General features: G+C 62.0%; 16 protein-coding genes. 11 read left to right on the forward strand and 5 right to left on the reverse strand.

Going from position 1 to position 14,433, the window contains the following annotated elements:
* Both NKH17_RS25700 and hisB read right to left on the reverse strand, forming a co-directional pair.
* Window positions 1-425: DUF2628 domain-containing protein (locus tag NKH17_RS25700; RefSeq protein WP_352972627.1), on the reverse strand; the 425-nt coding region annotated here is incomplete at its 3' end.
* A 4-nt stretch (window positions 426-429) separates the two neighbouring features.
* Window positions 430-1,029 carry an imidazoleglycerol-phosphate dehydratase HisB gene (gene hisB / locus NKH17_RS25705; protein WP_352647742.1) on the reverse strand — a complete coding sequence of 200 codons (600 nt, stop codon included), beginning with the start codon at window positions 1,027-1,029 and terminating at the stop codon, window positions 430-432.
* A 223-nt stretch (window positions 1,030-1,252) separates the two neighbouring features.
* Between hisB and hslV the strand changes: the two genes are divergently transcribed.
* The 5 genes from hslV (at window position 1,253) to NKH17_RS25730 (ending at window position 5,398) form a co-directional block, all read left to right on the forward strand.
* Complete coding sequence (hslV, locus tag NKH17_RS25710) at window positions 1,253-1,804, forward strand: ATP-dependent protease subunit HslV (RefSeq protein ID WP_254815927.1); 552 nt, start codon at window positions 1,253-1,255, stop codon at window positions 1,802-1,804.
* Entirely contained in the window at window positions 1,794-2,336 is a 543-nt protein-coding gene (locus tag NKH17_RS25715) for a GNAT family N-acetyltransferase (RefSeq protein WP_352899451.1), read from the forward strand. The genes hslV and NKH17_RS25715 overlap by 11 nt, the downstream gene beginning before the upstream one ends.
* A gap of 4 nt (window positions 2,337-2,340) precedes the next feature.
* Window positions 2,341-2,937, forward strand: a complete 597-nt coding sequence (locus NKH17_RS25720) for a DUF2585 domain-containing protein (protein WP_352899454.1) — start codon at window positions 2,341-2,343, stop codon at window positions 2,935-2,937.
* Between the two features lie 4 nt (window positions 2,938-2,941).
* Window positions 2,942-4,255, forward strand: a complete 1,314-nt coding sequence (gene hslU, locus NKH17_RS25725; protein WP_352477083.1) for an ATP-dependent protease ATPase subunit HslU — start codon at window positions 2,942-2,944, stop codon at window positions 4,253-4,255.
* 183 nt (window positions 4,256-4,438) lie between these two features.
* A complete protein-coding gene (locus NKH17_RS25730) occupies window positions 4,439-5,398 on the forward strand; it encodes a DUF1402 family protein (protein WP_352899457.1) in 960 nt (319 codons plus the stop codon).
* 35 nt (window positions 5,399-5,433) lie between these two features.
* Here the strand turns inward: NKH17_RS25730 and NKH17_RS25735 are convergent, their stop codons facing one another.
* From NKH17_RS25735 to NKH17_RS25745, 3 genes are read right to left on the reverse strand one after another with little or no spacing between them, the layout of a single operon-like run.
* Entirely contained in the window at window positions 5,434-6,663 is a 1,230-nt protein-coding gene (locus NKH17_RS25735) for an NAD(P)/FAD-dependent oxidoreductase (RefSeq protein WP_352477108.1), read from the reverse strand.
* Between the two features lie 2 nt (window positions 6,664-6,665).
* The gene (locus NKH17_RS25740) at window positions 6,666-6,980 is read right to left on the reverse strand and encodes a MocE family 2Fe-2S type ferredoxin (protein WP_023677524.1); all 315 of its coding nucleotides are present in this window, start codon (window positions 6,978-6,980) and stop codon (window positions 6,666-6,668) included.
* A 39-nt stretch (window positions 6,981-7,019) separates the two neighbouring features.
* On the reverse strand, window positions 7,020-8,150 hold the full coding sequence (locus NKH17_RS25745; protein WP_352899542.1) for a fatty acid desaturase family protein: 1,131 nt from the start codon (window positions 8,148-8,150) through the stop codon (window positions 7,020-7,022).
* A 131-nt stretch (window positions 8,151-8,281) separates the two neighbouring features.
* Between NKH17_RS25745 and NKH17_RS25750 the strand changes: the two genes are divergently transcribed.
* From NKH17_RS25750 to NKH17_RS25775, 6 genes are all read left to right on the forward strand, one after another.
* A complete protein-coding gene (locus NKH17_RS25750) occupies window positions 8,282-9,313 on the forward strand; it encodes a LacI family DNA-binding transcriptional regulator (RefSeq protein ID WP_352899459.1) in 1,032 nt (343 codons plus the stop codon).
* Between the two features lie 304 nt (window positions 9,314-9,617).
* A complete protein-coding gene (locus NKH17_RS25755) occupies window positions 9,618-10,559 on the forward strand; it encodes a sugar ABC transporter substrate-binding protein (protein ID WP_352972631.1) in 942 nt (313 codons plus the stop codon).
* A 95-nt stretch (window positions 10,560-10,654) separates the two neighbouring features.
* Window positions 10,655-11,731 carry an ABC transporter permease gene (locus NKH17_RS25760; RefSeq protein WP_292655972.1) on the forward strand — a complete coding sequence of 359 codons (1,077 nt, stop codon included), beginning with the start codon at window positions 10,655-10,657 and terminating at the stop codon, window positions 11,729-11,731.
* A 2-nt stretch (window positions 11,732-11,733) separates the two neighbouring features.
* Complete coding sequence (locus NKH17_RS25765) at window positions 11,734-12,501, forward strand: ATP-binding cassette domain-containing protein (RefSeq protein ID WP_254815918.1); 768 nt, start codon at window positions 11,734-11,736, stop codon at window positions 12,499-12,501.
* Window positions 12,502-12,566: 65 nt separating this feature from the next.
* Complete coding sequence (iolG, locus tag NKH17_RS25770) at window positions 12,567-13,568, forward strand: inositol 2-dehydrogenase (protein WP_254815917.1); 1,002 nt, start codon at window positions 12,567-12,569, stop codon at window positions 13,566-13,568.
* A gap of 23 nt (window positions 13,569-13,591) precedes the next feature.
* The gene (locus NKH17_RS25775; protein ID WP_352899465.1) at window positions 13,592-14,386 is read left to right on the forward strand and encodes an SDR family oxidoreductase; all 795 of its coding nucleotides are present in this window, start codon (window positions 13,592-13,594) and stop codon (window positions 14,384-14,386) included.
* The last annotated feature ends 47 nt before the right edge of the window (window positions 14,387-14,433 follow it).

Consider the following 14,433-nt stretch of genomic DNA (forward strand, 5'->3'; position numbering starts at 1 on the left):
GCGGGCTGGGTTTGTGCGGCTAGTGGTCTTAACCGCTGCCCATTTTTTTGTCCATCGTCTACCGCCGGGCTTCCCAACAAATTGCGTAGGTGGGTGTGTGTGACCCTGGCGCCCTCCACTACGCCCCATTCATGCCAGCCGCGACGGCGCAGGGCTGCAATTCGCAAGCCTTGTCCCTCCAGCCCGACAAAGAGCATGACAAGGAAGGATAAAAGCGAGCCGGCTGTTTCCAGGTCCAGCCTTTCGCCCAGTATCGAGAGCAGGCCCATGGCGACAAACGCCAATGCCGCCTCGACCCACAGCCGGTGCCAGGCCAGCCACAGCGGCGGCACCAGGAAGCCGAGCCAGGCAAAGCCGTCACGGATAAAGGTGGTGTCCACGCTTTCACCGCGGCCTGGCGGCTCCATCACGACATAGATGGCCATGGCGTTACCCTTTCAGGGATCCCTTGGTGGAGGGAACCGCGTCCGGCTGGCGCAGGTCGCGCTCAAGTGCCGAACGCAACACACGCGCCACGGCCTTGAAGCAGGTCTCGGCGATGTGGTGGTTGTTGGCGCCGTAATGATTGGTGATATGCAGCGTGATGCCGGCATTCTGCGCCAGCGCGTGGAAGAATTCGCGCACCAGCTCGGTGTCGAACGTACCGATCTTCGGCGACGAGAACGAAACATTCCAGACCAGAAAAGGCCGGCCGGAGACATCGATTGCCGCCCGCGTCAGTGTCTCGTCCATGGCGAGGTCGATCGAGGCGTAGCGCATGATGCCGCGCCGCTCGCCCAATGCCTTGGCCAGCGCCTGGCCGAGCGCGATGCCCGTATCCTCGACGGTGTGGTGGTCGTCTATATGCAGGTCGCCCTTGGCCTTCACGGTCATGTCGATCAGCGAATGGCGCGACAACTGGTCCAGCATATGGTCGAAGAAGCCGACGCCCGTCGAAATGTCGGATTTGCCCGAGCCGTCGACTTGAACCGACACGGAGATGTCGGTTTCCCTGGTCTTGCGGCTTATCTCGGCGGAACGGGGCGCCATGACCTCATCCTTGTTTCAGATTTGCACGTCAGGCGTTCACAGGCCTGAAAACGAAAGCCTTCTAGCAGCATGATCCGGCGATTGCCAGTTACCGCTGCGGAGCACTATCCGGCCCGGCGGATGGCCGGTTTGCAATCGTCCGGCCTATGCATACATATGGCCGATCAAGTCACTCGTAACGCACCGATCGCCTCGATGGGATCGGTGCTTGTCGGAGCAGGAAATGTCGAATGAACTGACCATGCATGCCACGACCATCCTGACCGTGCGCAAGGGCGGCAAGGTGGTGATCGCCGGCGACGGCCAGGTCAGCCTCGGCCAGACGATCATGAAAGGCAACGCCAAGAAGGTGCGCCGCATCGGCAAGGGCGGCAACGTCATCGCCGGTTTCGCTGGCGCCACCGCCGATGCCTTCACTCTGCTCGAGCGGCTCGAAGCCAAGCTCGAACAATATCCCGACCAGCTGACACGCGCCTGCGTCGAGCTTGCCAAGGACTGGCGCACCGACCGCTATTTGCGGCGGCTGGAAGCGATGATGCTGGTGGCCGACAAGTCGGTGTCGCTGGCGCTGACCGGCACCGGCGACGTGCTGGAGCCCGAATTTGGCGTCATGGCCATCGGCTCCGGCGGCAATTACGCGCTGGCAGCGGCACGCGCGCTGATGGACAGCGACAAGGGCGCAGAGGAGATCGCCCGCAAGGCGATGCAGATCGCGTCAGACATTTGCGTCTACACAAACAACAACTTCGTCGTCGAAACCCTCGATGCCGCCTGAGCGGAGCCTCCGCTATGGTTTTCGGCCGGTGACCCAGAGGGACCTGCCGATGATCGCCGGCTGGCTTGCCGAGCCGCATGTCGCCGAGTGGTGGGACGACCCAGAGACCGAGATTGCGGAGATCCGCGAGCATATCGACAGCATTTCGGTCGAGCCGCTGATCATCGAGCTGGACGGAAAGCCCATCGGCTATTTGCAGAGCTACGATCCGCATCTGGAGGACGGCCATCCCTATAGCGACCAGCCGTTCGGCACGCTCGGCATCGATCTGTCGATCGGCGTGCCCGAGCTTGTCGGGGTCGGCCACGGCTCCGCGATCGTCCGGCAGTTCGTCGAGCAGCTTTTCGAGGAAGGTACGCCGCGCGTCATCATCGACCCGGACCCCGCCAATGCACGGGCTATCCGTGCCTATGAAAAGGCCGGTTTTACGGCTATCGATCGCAAGAAGTCGGAATATGGCGATGCCGTGCTGATGGCCATTGATGCCCCAGAGGGTGATGCCGGACAGGGTGACGCAGAAGAGGGGCAATAGCAGCATGAGCGTATCCAGCGACAAAACCGTCTCGGCCTACGAAGACAGTTGGCGAATGGGGCTCCTGCTGGTTCTCGGCCTGGTCATCTTCCAGGCCGGGGTCCTCTACGGCATGGGGCGGACGCCGATCTGTACCTGCGGCTATGTCAAGCTGTGGCACGGCATCGTGCAAAGCTCCGAGAATTCCCAGCATATTTCCGACTGGTACAGCTTCTCGCACATCATTCACGGCTTCCTGTTCTATGCGCTGGCGTGGTTCCTTTTCCCGCGCTCGCCGATCGGGCTCAGGCTGGCGTTTGCGGTCGTCATCGAGGGCGGCTGGGAGCTGCTCGAGAACAGTCCTTTCATCATCGACCGCTACCGCGCTGGCACGATCTCGCTCGATTATTATGGAGACAGCATTGTCAATTCGGTGTCGGACACGCTGGCCATGGTGCTGGGGTTTGTCATGGCGCGAAGGCTTCCTATATGGGTGATCGTCACCCTCGCCCTCATCTTCGAATTCGGTGTCGGCTATCTCATCCGGGACAATCTGACACTCAACGTGATCATGCTGCTGCATCCATTCGAGTCCATTCGGCAGTGGCAAAGTGGAATTTAGTGATATGAGCACCTTCTCTCCCCGCGAAATCGTTTCGGAACTCGACCGCTTCATCATCGGCCAGAAAGATGCCAAGCGTGCGGTGGCGATTGCCTTGCGCAACCGTTGGCGCCGCCAGCAGCTCGAGGGCCAGATGCGCGAAGAGGTGATGCCGAAGAATATCCTGATGATCGGCCCGACCGGTGTCGGCAAGACCGAGATTTCACGCCGCCTGGCGCGCCTTGCCGGTGCGCCTTTCGTTAAGGTCGAGGCCACCAAGTTCACCGAGGTCGGTTACGTCGGCCGCGACGTCGAGCAGATCATCCGCGATCTGGTCGAGATCGCCATCGGGCTGGTGCGCGAGAAGATGCGCGAGGACGTCAAGGCGCGTGCCCACGTCAACGCCGAGGAACGGGTGCTCGAAGCGCTCGTCGGCAAGACGGCGAGCCCGGCCACCCGCGACAGTTTCCGCAAGAAGCTGCGCGACGGCGAGCTCGACGACAAGGAGATCGAGATCGAAGTGGCCGATACCGGCAATGGCGGCATGCCTGGCTTCGAGATCCCCGGCATGCCGGGCGCCAATATCGGCGTGCTCAACATCAACGACATGCTGTCGAAGGCGATGGGCGGCAAGAAGACCAAGTTGCGCAAGACGACCGTCAAGGAGTCCTACGGGCTGTTGATCAGCGACGAGTCCGACAAGCTGCTCGATCAGGACGAAGTGGTGCGCAGGGCTCTCGAATCGACCGAGAATGACGGCATCGTCTTCCTTGACGAGATCGACAAGATCGCCTCGCGCGAAGGCGGCATCGGTGCTGGTGTTTCGCGTGAAGGTGTGCAGCGAGACCTGCTGCCGCTGGTCGAAGGCACCACGGTTGCGACCAAATATGGACCGGTGAAGACCGACCATATCCTGTTCATCGCCTCGGGCGCGTTCCACGTCGCCAAGCCCTCCGACCTGCTGCCGGAATTGCAGGGCCGCCTGCCGATCCGCGTCGAGCTGCGGGCGCTGGAGAAGGACGATTTCGTCCGCATCCTCACCGAGACCGAAGCCAGCCTGATCAAGCAATATATCGCGCTGATGAAGACCGAAGGCGTCGACCTGGTCTTCACCGATGACGCGATCGATTCGTTGGCCGGCATCGCCGTCGACCTTAACGCCAGCGTCGAGAATATCGGCGCCAGGCGGCTGCAGACGGTGATGGAACGGGTGCTGGACGACATCTCCTATGACGCGCCGGACCGTAACGGCACCTCGGTGACAATCGATGCCGCCTATGTCGAGAAGCATGTCGGCGACCTCTCCAGAAACACGGACTTGTCGCGTTTCATCTTGTAGGAGACTCTTGATTCTCCAAGAGGCCGGGGAATTACTCCCGGCCTCCGTCAAATTCAGCCTGGCATTCCGGAGGTGTGGCCAAATGGAAGCATCCGGCAAGCTTTCGTCCCGTCCGGTGCAGGCGTCTCTCGACTCCCGGTGGAGCATTACCTAGTTTGCCGCCGATTATTTGGGCGGTGGCGCATGAAAAAACTGATCCTCGTCATTTTGGGGCTGACGCTGGCGACAGCCATGTTCGCCGCGCAAGCGGCAACGATGGTGCCGCCGGGCAACCGCAACACCGAGCAGCCTGACATACCGGGCGCATCGAGCCGGCGCACCCAGGCGACCAACACCACCTTCCAGGCGAAATACCGCAAAGTCTTTGCGCTGCTCCAGAACGATGCCGAGTTGCGCGGCAAGATCAAGCAGGCAGCCGCGGCCTATGGCATCGACCCAATGCATATCGTCGGCGCCATCGTCGGCGAGCACACCTACAATGTCGATGCCTACGACCGGCTGCAGACCTACTACGTCAAGGCGATCTCGTATTTATCGAGCAAGCTCTCCTTCGCCTATGACGGCGAGGACATCACCGATTTCGTGCAGCGGCCGCAATTCGCCAAATGCGCCGGGAAGTCCGATAGCTACGACCTATGGGAGTGCCGCGAGCAGGTGTGGAACCGGTCGTTCCGCGGCAAGACCGTCAACGGCGAGAGCTTCCCCGACGACCGCTTCGGTGCCACTTTCTTCCAACCTTATTATGCCGGCCAGACTTTTGGCCTTGGCCAGCTCAATCCGTTGACGGCGCTGGAAATGAGCGACCTCGTGCACAAGGTTTCCGGCCTGCCGGAACTCGACGTCAGCGACCCCAACGCGGTCTACAAGACCATCATGGATCCTGACCTGACACTGCCTTATGTCGCAGCAACGATCCGGAAATCGATCGACGCCTATAGAAGCATTGCCGGCTTCGACATCTCAGGCAATCCCGGCCTCACGTCGACGCTCTACAATGTCGGCAGCCCCGAACAGCGCGCCTATGCGCTGAAGGCCGAGAACGACAAGCGCCGCGCTGCGGGCGAGCCGGAAAAACTGCCTGAGGAAAATTACTATGGCTGGCTGATCAACGACAAGCTGCCGGAGCTGAAAGCGCTGTTTTAGCCAAACGCGTTCGGCCAACTATCCACGCCCTCAGCTCACGCCGCCAGCAGCGACTTCAGCTTGACCGTTTGCGAGCCTAGCGCTTCCGGCGCCGGCTTTGCCTGCTTTGCAATCAGCATCTCTGCCAGCCTTATGTCGCGGGCGACCGCGTTGCCGGGGCCGATGCCGCTTGCCGCAACCAGCCTGCCGTCCTCGGCCAGATGAAACAGGATGAAGGCGCCGTCGCCAACGTCGCGGCGAACGATGCTGCGGCCTTGGTCTGACAGGCCGGCGATCTGCAGGGTCAATCCGTACTGATCCGACCAGAACCAAGGCACCGCCGAATGCGCCTCGCCGGCGCCAAGCATGTTCCTTGCGGCGAGTGCGCCCTGCTCCTGCGCATTGCGCCAGGCTTCCAACCGCACGCGCCGGCCGCCATAGATGGCGAGCGGAAACGAACAGCAATCGCCTGCGGCAAAGATATGCCGGTCGCTGGTGCGAAGCTCGGCGTCGACGGCGACACCATTGTCGATGGTCAGCCCCGCCTCCGCGGCAAGTCCGGTCACCGGCACGGCGCCGATGCCGATCACGGCAAGATCGGCGACAATGTCGTGCCCACCGGCAAGCGCGATTCGCACGTCGGCGCCGTCATCGGCAATGGCCGCGATGCCCTCGCCGCACAGGATTTTTACGCCTTCGGCTTCATGCGCCTGATGGATGACCTGCGCGATCTCGGCCGGCACGCCGCGCATCAGAATGCGCGGCTGCGCCTCGATGACGGTGACCGCGGCACCCAGACTGCGCGCCGCCGCGGCGAGCTCGAGCCCGATGAAGCCGCCGCCGACTATGGCGATGCGATTGCCGGCGTTGAGATGGGCACGAATGGCCAGCGCATCGTTGAAGGTTCGCAGATAGACGCAGCGCCCGCCAAGGCCCGGCATAGGCAGTTTGCGCGGCACCGAACCGGTCGCCAGCAGGAGCTTGTCGTAGGCCAGGGCGGAACCGTCGGACAGGCGCACGACATGCGCCGTGCGGTCGATCGCCACAGCCAGAACCGAATGGATATGCCGGATAGAGCGCTCGGCCAGGATCGCGTCGCTGGCGATCGCCTTGATCAGGGGCGCGTCGGCGACCATCGCGTCTTTCGACAGCGGCGGGCGCTCATAGGGAAGATGCGGCTCGTCGCCGACCAAGGTTACGGGGCCATCATAGCCGAGCTCGCGCAGCGCAAGGGCGGCGCGCCCGCCGCATTCGCCGGCGCCGATGACGACCATTCCCTTCGTCATCATCAACCGATCCGGACAAGGACTTTGCCGGCGTCGACTTTGACCGGATAGGTCCTTAGATCGACGCAGACCGGCGCGCCCCTGGCAGCCCCTGTCTTGTAGTTGAAGCGGCCATTGTGCTTCGGGCACTCGATGATGTCGTCCATGACCAGCCCGTCGGCCAGATGCACCTTCTCATGCGTGCAAAGCCCGTCGGTGGCGAAATACTCGTCGTCGGGGCTGCGATAGATAGCAAAGGTGCGGCCGCCATGGTCGAAGCGCATCACGTCCTCTTCGTCGATGTCCTCGGCGTCACAGGCCTCGACCCAGTCGCTCATTTACGGTCCCTCGATTTTGGGTGCCTCGGCATGGGCTTGTCATTCGGCAGCCACCGCAGCGGTAGCGTTGTCGTTGTGGAAGTGCTCGCGATAGGGCCTCGCCGTCGGCGGCAGTTCGCGCTTGATGAAATAATCCTCATTGCGCAGCTGCCGCAGGAAGGTCGGTATCATCTCGCGGTAGCCGGCCAGGATGGACGGTGTCGGCGCCGGCAGATCGTGCTTGATCAGCTCATGCAGCCTGGGCAGCGCATGATAGGGCACCATGGGAAACATGTGATGCTCGACGTGGTAGTTCATGTTCCAGTAAATGAAGCGGCTTATCGGGTTCATGTAGACGGTGCGGCTGTTGAGCCGGTGATCGGTGACGTTTTCAGCCAAGCCGCCATGCTGCAGCAGGCCGACCATGACATGGTGCCACGCGCCGTAAAGCCTGGGCAGCCCGACCAGCATCAGCGGCAGGAACGAGCCCGTGTAGAGCGCCAGGGCAATGGTCGCGGCATAGACTGTCGTCCAGATGCGGGCAATGCGAATTGCCTTCGGCTGCTCCTGGTCGGGAATGAAGGTTCTTTCGGCCGGACTGATGATACCGGCTGCATTGCGCAGCATGTCGCTCATCGCATGCCAGGCGTCGAGAATGCCGACGAAGTTGAGCACGACGCGCAGCAGATCGGGCGGACGCATCACCGAGATCTCCGGATCGCGGCCGACGATGATGGTATCGGTATGGTGGCGCGTATGGCTCCAGCGCCAGGTCACCGGGTTGCGCATGATCATGAAGCAGGCGATCTGATAGACCACGTCGTTCATCCACTGCGTCCTGAAGGCGGTGCCGTGGCCGCATTCGTGCCAGCGTGAATCGGTGGAGGAGCCGTAGAGGACGCCGTAGACGAAGAAGAACGGCACGCACCACCAGCTGCCCCAGAACCAGACGCCGCCGGCTCCGCTCAGGATTAAGGCGCCGAGCCAGATGACCGTATCGCGGATCGCCGGGCCGTCGGAGCGCTGCATCAGCTCCTTCATCTGCTTGCGTGGCACGTCCGTGTGATACCACTCGGCCGCCGCCAGCCCGCTCTCGATGGCGAGCTTCGCGTCGCGGCCGATCAGGCTGTAGTCACGCCGGGACGCTGCTGTGGCGATCGTGTTCCCGGTTCGGAGTCCAATATCCACCATGGCGGAGGCCTCGATCATAGTCGGTCCGCATTCAAATAACGCCGAAGCCTGATAGGCTCAATATCACAAAGATAGTTTCTATCATTTTACATCATAATGGTGTAAAAGCAGGACAATAGAGCGAGGCAGCGATGGCGAAACGGCCGACGATTACCGACCTGGCACGCATTTCGGGGGTCAGCGTTGCCACCGTCGACCGGGTGCTGAACAACCGGTTGCCGGTGCGCGAGGAAACCGCGCGCCGCGTCTATGAAGCGGCGACCAGCATTGGCTATCACGCAGCCGGGCTGATTAAGCAGCGGATGCGCCATGAATTGCCGGAGTATCGGCTCGGGTTCCTGCTGTTGCGGCGGGAGGACGTTTTCTACAGCGAATTTGCCCGCGAGCTTGAACTGGCGGTATCGCAGTCGCCGCGCTTTCGCGGCGTGGCGACCATCGACTTCGCCGGCTCGCTGGCGCCGGACGAGATCGTCGAGCGGATGCGCAGACTGGCCGCCAAATCCAGGGCCGTCGCCCTGGTCGGGCCTGATCACCCGACGCTGACGGTCGCCGTCGAGGCTCTCAAAGCCAATGGCGTACCGGTGTTCTCCCTGCTTTCCGACTTTGCGTCCGGTATTCGCGAGGGCTATGTCGGCCTGGACAATCGCAAGGTCGGCCGCACCGCTGCCTGGATGATCTCGAAGGCTGCGAAGAGGCCTGGCAAGGTTGCCCTCTTCGTCGGCAGCCATCGCTTCCATGGCCATGAGCTTCGCGAGATCGGTTTTCGCTCCTTCTTTCGCGAGCAGGCGCCGGAATTCACTCTGCTCGAGACCTTGGTCAATCTGGAAGCGAACCAGATCACGCATGATGCAATGATCGAGCTTCTAGCCCGCCACCCTGATCTCGTCGGCTGCTATGTCGCTGGTGGCGGCATGGAAGGCGCGATCTCGGCGCTGAGGGAGGCAAAGCCGGCAGAGGTGCCGGCGGTCGTCTGCAACGAGATCACGCCCGACTCCCGCTCGGCGCTGGCGGATAATTTCCTGACGATGGTGATCTCGACGCCACTGGCAGCGCTTTGCCGCGAGCTTGTCGGGCTGATGGCGCATGCCATCGAGACCGGCGCTGCGAATGCGCCGGGCCAGACCTTTCTGCCCTTCGACATCTATCTGCCGGAAAACATCTGACGTCGCGGTCATTGGCGGCAGACATGATGTAATCTATCAGAACGCTTTCAGGCTTGGCTTGCCTGAGCGTCCGTCCAAAAGCGCTTGAAATGCCGAAAATCCATCCTGGCGAAATCTCGCTTGACGCCCACGCGAAATGGAATAAATATTTCACCAACTGAGCATTTTGGTTCTTTCGTTCCGGAAGATCTGTTTCAGGCAAATGCCTCCGGAACTAAAACGGCAATCGGGAGAGAATTCCCTGCGAGATCGGGGATTCCGGGTAGATCGGTGCAGCCGGACACCAATGTGGAGGAGAAATAAAATGAAAAAACTGCTTTTGGGCGTCGCGTTCGCGGCGCTGATGAGTTCGTCCGCCTTCGCTGCCAAGATCGGCGTGTCGATGGCGTTGTTCGACGACAATTTTCTCACCGTGCTGCGCAACGGCATGATCGAGCAGGCCAAGGGCATGGACGGCGTCGAACTGCAGGTGGAGGATGCGCAGAACGACGTCGCCAAGCAACTCGACCAGATCAAGAACTTCGCCGCCTCGGGCGTCGATGCCATCATCGTCAACCCGGTCGACACCTCGGCGACCCAGGCGATGTCGGACGCAGCCGCCGCTGCCAAGATTCCACTGGTCTATGTCAATCGCGAGCCGGTCAACGTCGACACGCTGCCCGAAAACCAGGCCTTCGTCGCTTCGAACGAAGCCGATTCCGGCACGCTCGAGACCAAGGAGGTCTGCCGCCTATTCAAGGAGGCCGGCAAGACTGAAGCCAACGTCTATGTGATCATGGGCGAACTGTCGAACCAGGCAGCAGTGCAGCGCACCAAGGACATTGACGACGTGATCGCCACGCCGGAGTGCAGCTTCATCAAGATCATCGATAAGCAGACGTCGAACTGGAAGCGCGAAGAAGCGCAGAACCTGATGACCAACTGGCTGTCGACGGGCAAGCCGTTCGACGGCGTCATCGCCAACAATGACGAAAGCGCGATCGGCGCCATCCAGGCGATGAAGGCCGCCAACATCGACATGAAGTCGGTTGTCGTCGGCGGCGTCGACGCTACCCAGGACGCGCTTGTGGCGATGCAGGCGGGCGATCTCGATGTGACGGTGTTCCAGGACGCGGCCGGCCAGGGCGCCGGCGCGCTTGACGCGGCGCTCAAGCTGGCGAAGGGCGAAAAGGTCGAGCACAAGGTCTACATCCCGTTCCAATTGGTCACGCCGGCGAATATCGACAAGTTCCTGAAGAAGAACTGAGGCAGCGGACCGGAGCGGCGCACCAGCGCCGCTCCTCCTTCTCTCTCGGCCTGAAGAGCGGCCGAAAGAGACTGTGGCTGACGGAGGAAGCACGATTGGCACAGACATCTCACGGCGTCGGCGGCCTCAGCTATGATGCGAAGCGGCGCGCATGGCCGGCCGAATTCAACGTCTTCCTGGCGCTCGTCATCCTGGTCGGCGCGTTCGAGCTGATCGGCCGGGTCTTCCTGGGCGACAGCTTCCTGTTCAATACCCGCGACAATATCGATGCGATCTTCAACGAAGCGCGCCTGCAGATCATCATCCTGCAGGTGTCGATCGTCGGCATCATTGCCATCGGCGTGACGCAGGTGATCATTACCGGCGGCATCGACCTGTCCTCAGGTTCGATCGTCGGCGCCACGGCAATGATCGCCATGAGCTTCGCCCAGGTGGCGACCGTCAACGGCAACCCGAACCCCAAGGCGATGTTCATCGCCCAGGGCTGGACCGACCTGCCGGTGATCGTGCCGGTGCTGGTCGCGATCGGCTGCGGACTGCTGGCCGGCCTGGTCAACGGCGCATTGATCGCCTACACCCGCATTCCGCCGTTCATCGCCACGCTCGGCATGATGGTCACCGCGCGCGGCATCGCCAAATGGTGGTCGAAGGGACAGCCGATCTCGTTTCCGACCGAGAGTTTCGCCGCCATCGGCAAGGGGCTGATGCCGGTCATCATCTTCATATCGCTCGCGGTGCTGTTTCAGCTGATCCTGAGCTACACCAAATATGGCAAGCACTGCTATGCAATCGGCTCCAATGAGGATGCCGCGCGCATGTCCGGCATCAACATCGCCAACCACAAGATCCTCGTCTACGTCATTGCCGGCGTCCTCGCCGCGCTCGCCGCCGTGGTGCTGAGCTCGAAGAATCTCACCGCCCAGGCCGGCATGGGTGTGATGTACGAGCTCGACGCGATCGCCATGGCGGTTATCGGCGGCGTCTCGCTGTCGGGCGGCCGCGGCTCGATTATTGGGACGGTGATCGGCTCGCTGATCTTCGGCGTCATCATCTCCGGCTTCACCTTTCTGCGCCTCGACGCCTATTATCAGGAGATGGTCAAAGGCGTGATCATCGTCGGCGCAGTCGTTCTCGACCAGTGGCGCCAACGCCTGCGGGCAATGAGGGCTTGACCATGTCGGACATCGTCCTGAAGACGGAAAACCTGACCAAGTATTATGGCGGCGTCCATGCCCTGGAGGGTGCCAACTTCGAGCTGCGCAAGGGCGAGCATGTCGCTATCATGGGCGACAACGGCGCTGGCAAATCGACCTTCGTACGCCAGATCACCGGCGTCGAGCAGCGCACCAGCGGCAGGATGTGGTTCGACGGCAAGGAAGTGAATTTTGCCGGCCCGATCGAAGCCCGCGAGGCGGGCATCGAGACGGTGTTCCAGAACCTGGCGCTCGCCGACGACCTCGACGTGCCGTCGAACCTGTTCCTCGGCCGCGAGCGGGTGCTGTTCAATCTAGGACCCTTCTCGATCCTCGATCGCAAGTTCATGCGCAAGGCGACCGAGGCAGCCTTGGTCCGCACGGCGGTCAAGATCCCCAATCTTTCCAACACCATCCGCCATATGTCGGGCGGCCAGCGCCAGTGCGTGGCAATTGCCAGAACCGCGACCTTTGCTTCCAAGCTCATCATCATGGATGAGCCGACCGCGGCACTCGGCGTGCAAGAGACGATGCAGGTCGAAAACATCATCCGCACGCTGAAGGAAAATGGCGAACCGCTGATCCTGATCTCTCACAACATGCGCCAGGTGTTCGACCTGGTCGACCGCATCGTCGTTTTCCGGCGCGGCCGCATCGTCGCCAATTTGCGCAAGCAAGACACCGACGGCAACGATATCGTCTCCTACATCACCGGTGCCAAGACCGGGCAGGCGGAGCTTGCGGCGTAACGGCAACGAGGCCACCGGCGCTGACACGCCTTCCCTTCCCAACCATCCTCAAAGGAAAATTCTTCATGCCTCTTCGCTTTGCTCTTCTCGGTGCCGGCCGTATCGGCAAGGTCCATGCTCGCGCCGTTGGTTCCAATCCGCAGGCCAGGCTGGTTGCAGTTGCCGACGCCTTCGAGAAGGCGGCGACCGATCTGGCCTCTGCCTATGGCGCCGAAGTGCGCAGCATCGATGCCATCGAGAAGGCCGGCGATATCGATGCGGTCGTCATCTGCACGCCGACCGACACTCATGCCGATCTGATCGAGCGCTTCGCCAAAGCGGGTAAAGCGATTTTCTGCGAGAAGCCGATCGACCTCGACGCCGCCAGAGTGGAACGTTGCCTGGCCGTCGTCGACAAGGCCGGCGCCACCCTGATGGTCGGCTTCAACCGCCGCTTCGATCCGCATTTTGCCGCCGTGCGCAAGGCGATCGACGACGGCGCCATCGGCACCGTCGAAATGGTGACGATCACCTCGCGCGATCCCGGCCCGCCGCCGCTCGACTATATCGGCCGCTCGGGCGGCATCTTCCGCGACATGACCATTCATGATTTCGATATGGCGCGCTTCCTGCTCGGCGAGGAGCCGGTGGCGGTCAGCGCGCACGCTTCGGTGCTGGTCGACAAGAAGATCGGCGAAGCCGGCGACTTCGACAGCGTCAGCGTCATTCTCGAGACCGCCTCCGGCAAGCAATGCGTCATCTCCAACTCGCGCCGCGCCACCTATGGCTACGACCAGCGCATCGAGGTGCATGGCTCGAAAGGCATGATCGCGGCCGAAAACCAGCGGCCGGTGTCTATCGAACTGGCCAACGAGAAAGGTTATACGCGGCCGCCGCTGCACGATTTCTTCATGACCCGTTATCTCGACGCCTATGCCAACGAGATCGCCGCCTTCATCGCGGCAGCGACGTCGGGCAAGAAGGCGGCGCCGAGCGGCCAGGATGGCCTGGTGGCGCTCAGGCTGGCAGATGCGGCGCTGAAATCGGCCAAGGAAGGCAAGACCGTCCGCCTCGACAAAACAATCTGACTATCAAGCACAGGAGCAAGGCGATGAACGGTTCAGCTGGTCGCAATTCCGAAACACGCGCCATCGTCACCGGCGGCGCGCAAGGCATCGGCTTTGCCGTCGCCGAAGCGCTGGCCGATGAGGGCTGCCGGGCGCTGGCGCTGATCGGCCGCTCGCAGGAGAAAGGCGACAAAGCTGTCGCCACTCTCAAGCGGGCAGGTGTCGATGCCATCTTTATCAGCGCCGACGTCTCAGAGGTGGCCGACTGCAAGCGTGCGGTCGAAATGGCGATTGGCCATTTCGGTACCGTCAACGCGCTGGTCAACGCCGCTGCCACCTCGGCTCGCGGCTCGCTGGTCGAGACCTCCGAGGATCTCTTCGACCAGATATTCCAGACCAATGTGCGCGGCCCGTTTTTCCTGATGCAGGGCGTGGTGGCGCATTTGCTGGCGCGCAAGGCACCGGGCTCGATCGTCAACGTGCTGTCGATGTCGGCGCATTGCGGCCAGTCGTTCCTGGCACCCTATTCGTCGAGCAAAGGTGCGCTGGCGACACTGACCAAGAATGTCGCCAATGCCTATCGCGGCAATCGCATCCGCTGCAATGCGGTGCTGCCCGGCTGGATGGACACCGAGGGCGAAGCGATCGTGCAGAAAAAATGGCACGACGCGCCGGACGACTGGCTGGAAAGGGCCGAGGCCGCACAGCCGATGGGTCAATTGGTGAAACCGGCACAGCTTGCCAGGTTGATCAGCTATATGATCAGCCCGCAGTCCGGCGTCATGACCGGATCGCTGGTCGACTACGACCAGAGCATCGCGGGGGCGTCGCCGGAGTAAGGCCAGCTGAGTGGCCCCGCGTCTGTTGCGTCGGCATCGCCATTCCC

This window comes from Mesorhizobium sp. M1334 (assembly GCF_040317995.1).
Classification (GTDB): domain Bacteria; phylum Pseudomonadota; class Alphaproteobacteria; order Rhizobiales; family Rhizobiaceae; genus Mesorhizobium.

Excerpts from the sequence above, each read along its gene's own strand:
- hisB (WP_352647742.1), bottom strand. The coding sequence starts at position 1,029 with ATGGCGCCCCGTTCCGCCGAGATAAGCCGCAAGACCAGGGAAACCGAC.
- hslV (WP_254815927.1), top strand. The coding sequence starts at position 1,253 with ATGTCGAATGAACTGACCATGCATGCCACGACCATCCTGACCGTGCGC.
- NKH17_RS25715 (WP_352899451.1), top strand. The coding sequence starts at position 1,794 with ATGCCGCCTGAGCGGAGCCTCCGCTATGGTTTTCGGCCGGTGACCCAG.
- NKH17_RS25720 (WP_352899454.1), top strand. The coding sequence starts at position 2,341 with ATGAGCGTATCCAGCGACAAAACCGTCTCGGCCTACGAAGACAGTTGG.
- hslU (WP_352477083.1), top strand. The coding sequence starts at position 2,942 with ATGAGCACCTTCTCTCCCCGCGAAATCGTTTCGGAACTCGACCGCTTC.
- NKH17_RS25730 (WP_352899457.1), top strand. The coding sequence starts at position 4,439 with ATGAAAAAACTGATCCTCGTCATTTTGGGGCTGACGCTGGCGACAGCC.
- NKH17_RS25735 (WP_352477108.1), bottom strand. The coding sequence starts at position 6,663 with ATGACGAAGGGAATGGTCGTCATCGGCGCCGGCGAATGCGGCGGGCGC.
- NKH17_RS25740 (WP_023677524.1), bottom strand. The coding sequence starts at position 6,980 with ATGAGCGACTGGGTCGAGGCCTGTGACGCCGAGGACATCGACGAAGAG.
- NKH17_RS25745 (WP_352899542.1), bottom strand. The coding sequence starts at position 8,150 with ATGGTGGATATTGGACTCCGAACCGGGAACACGATCGCCACAGCAGCG.
- NKH17_RS25750 (WP_352899459.1), top strand. The coding sequence starts at position 8,282 with ATGGCGAAACGGCCGACGATTACCGACCTGGCACGCATTTCGGGGGTC.
- NKH17_RS25755 (WP_352972631.1), top strand. The coding sequence starts at position 9,618 with ATGAAAAAACTGCTTTTGGGCGTCGCGTTCGCGGCGCTGATGAGTTCG.
- NKH17_RS25765 (WP_254815918.1), top strand. The coding sequence starts at position 11,734 with ATGTCGGACATCGTCCTGAAGACGGAAAACCTGACCAAGTATTATGGC.
- iolG (WP_254815917.1), top strand. The coding sequence starts at position 12,567 with ATGCCTCTTCGCTTTGCTCTTCTCGGTGCCGGCCGTATCGGCAAGGTC.
- NKH17_RS25775 (WP_352899465.1), top strand. The coding sequence starts at position 13,592 with ATGAACGGTTCAGCTGGTCGCAATTCCGAAACACGCGCCATCGTCACC.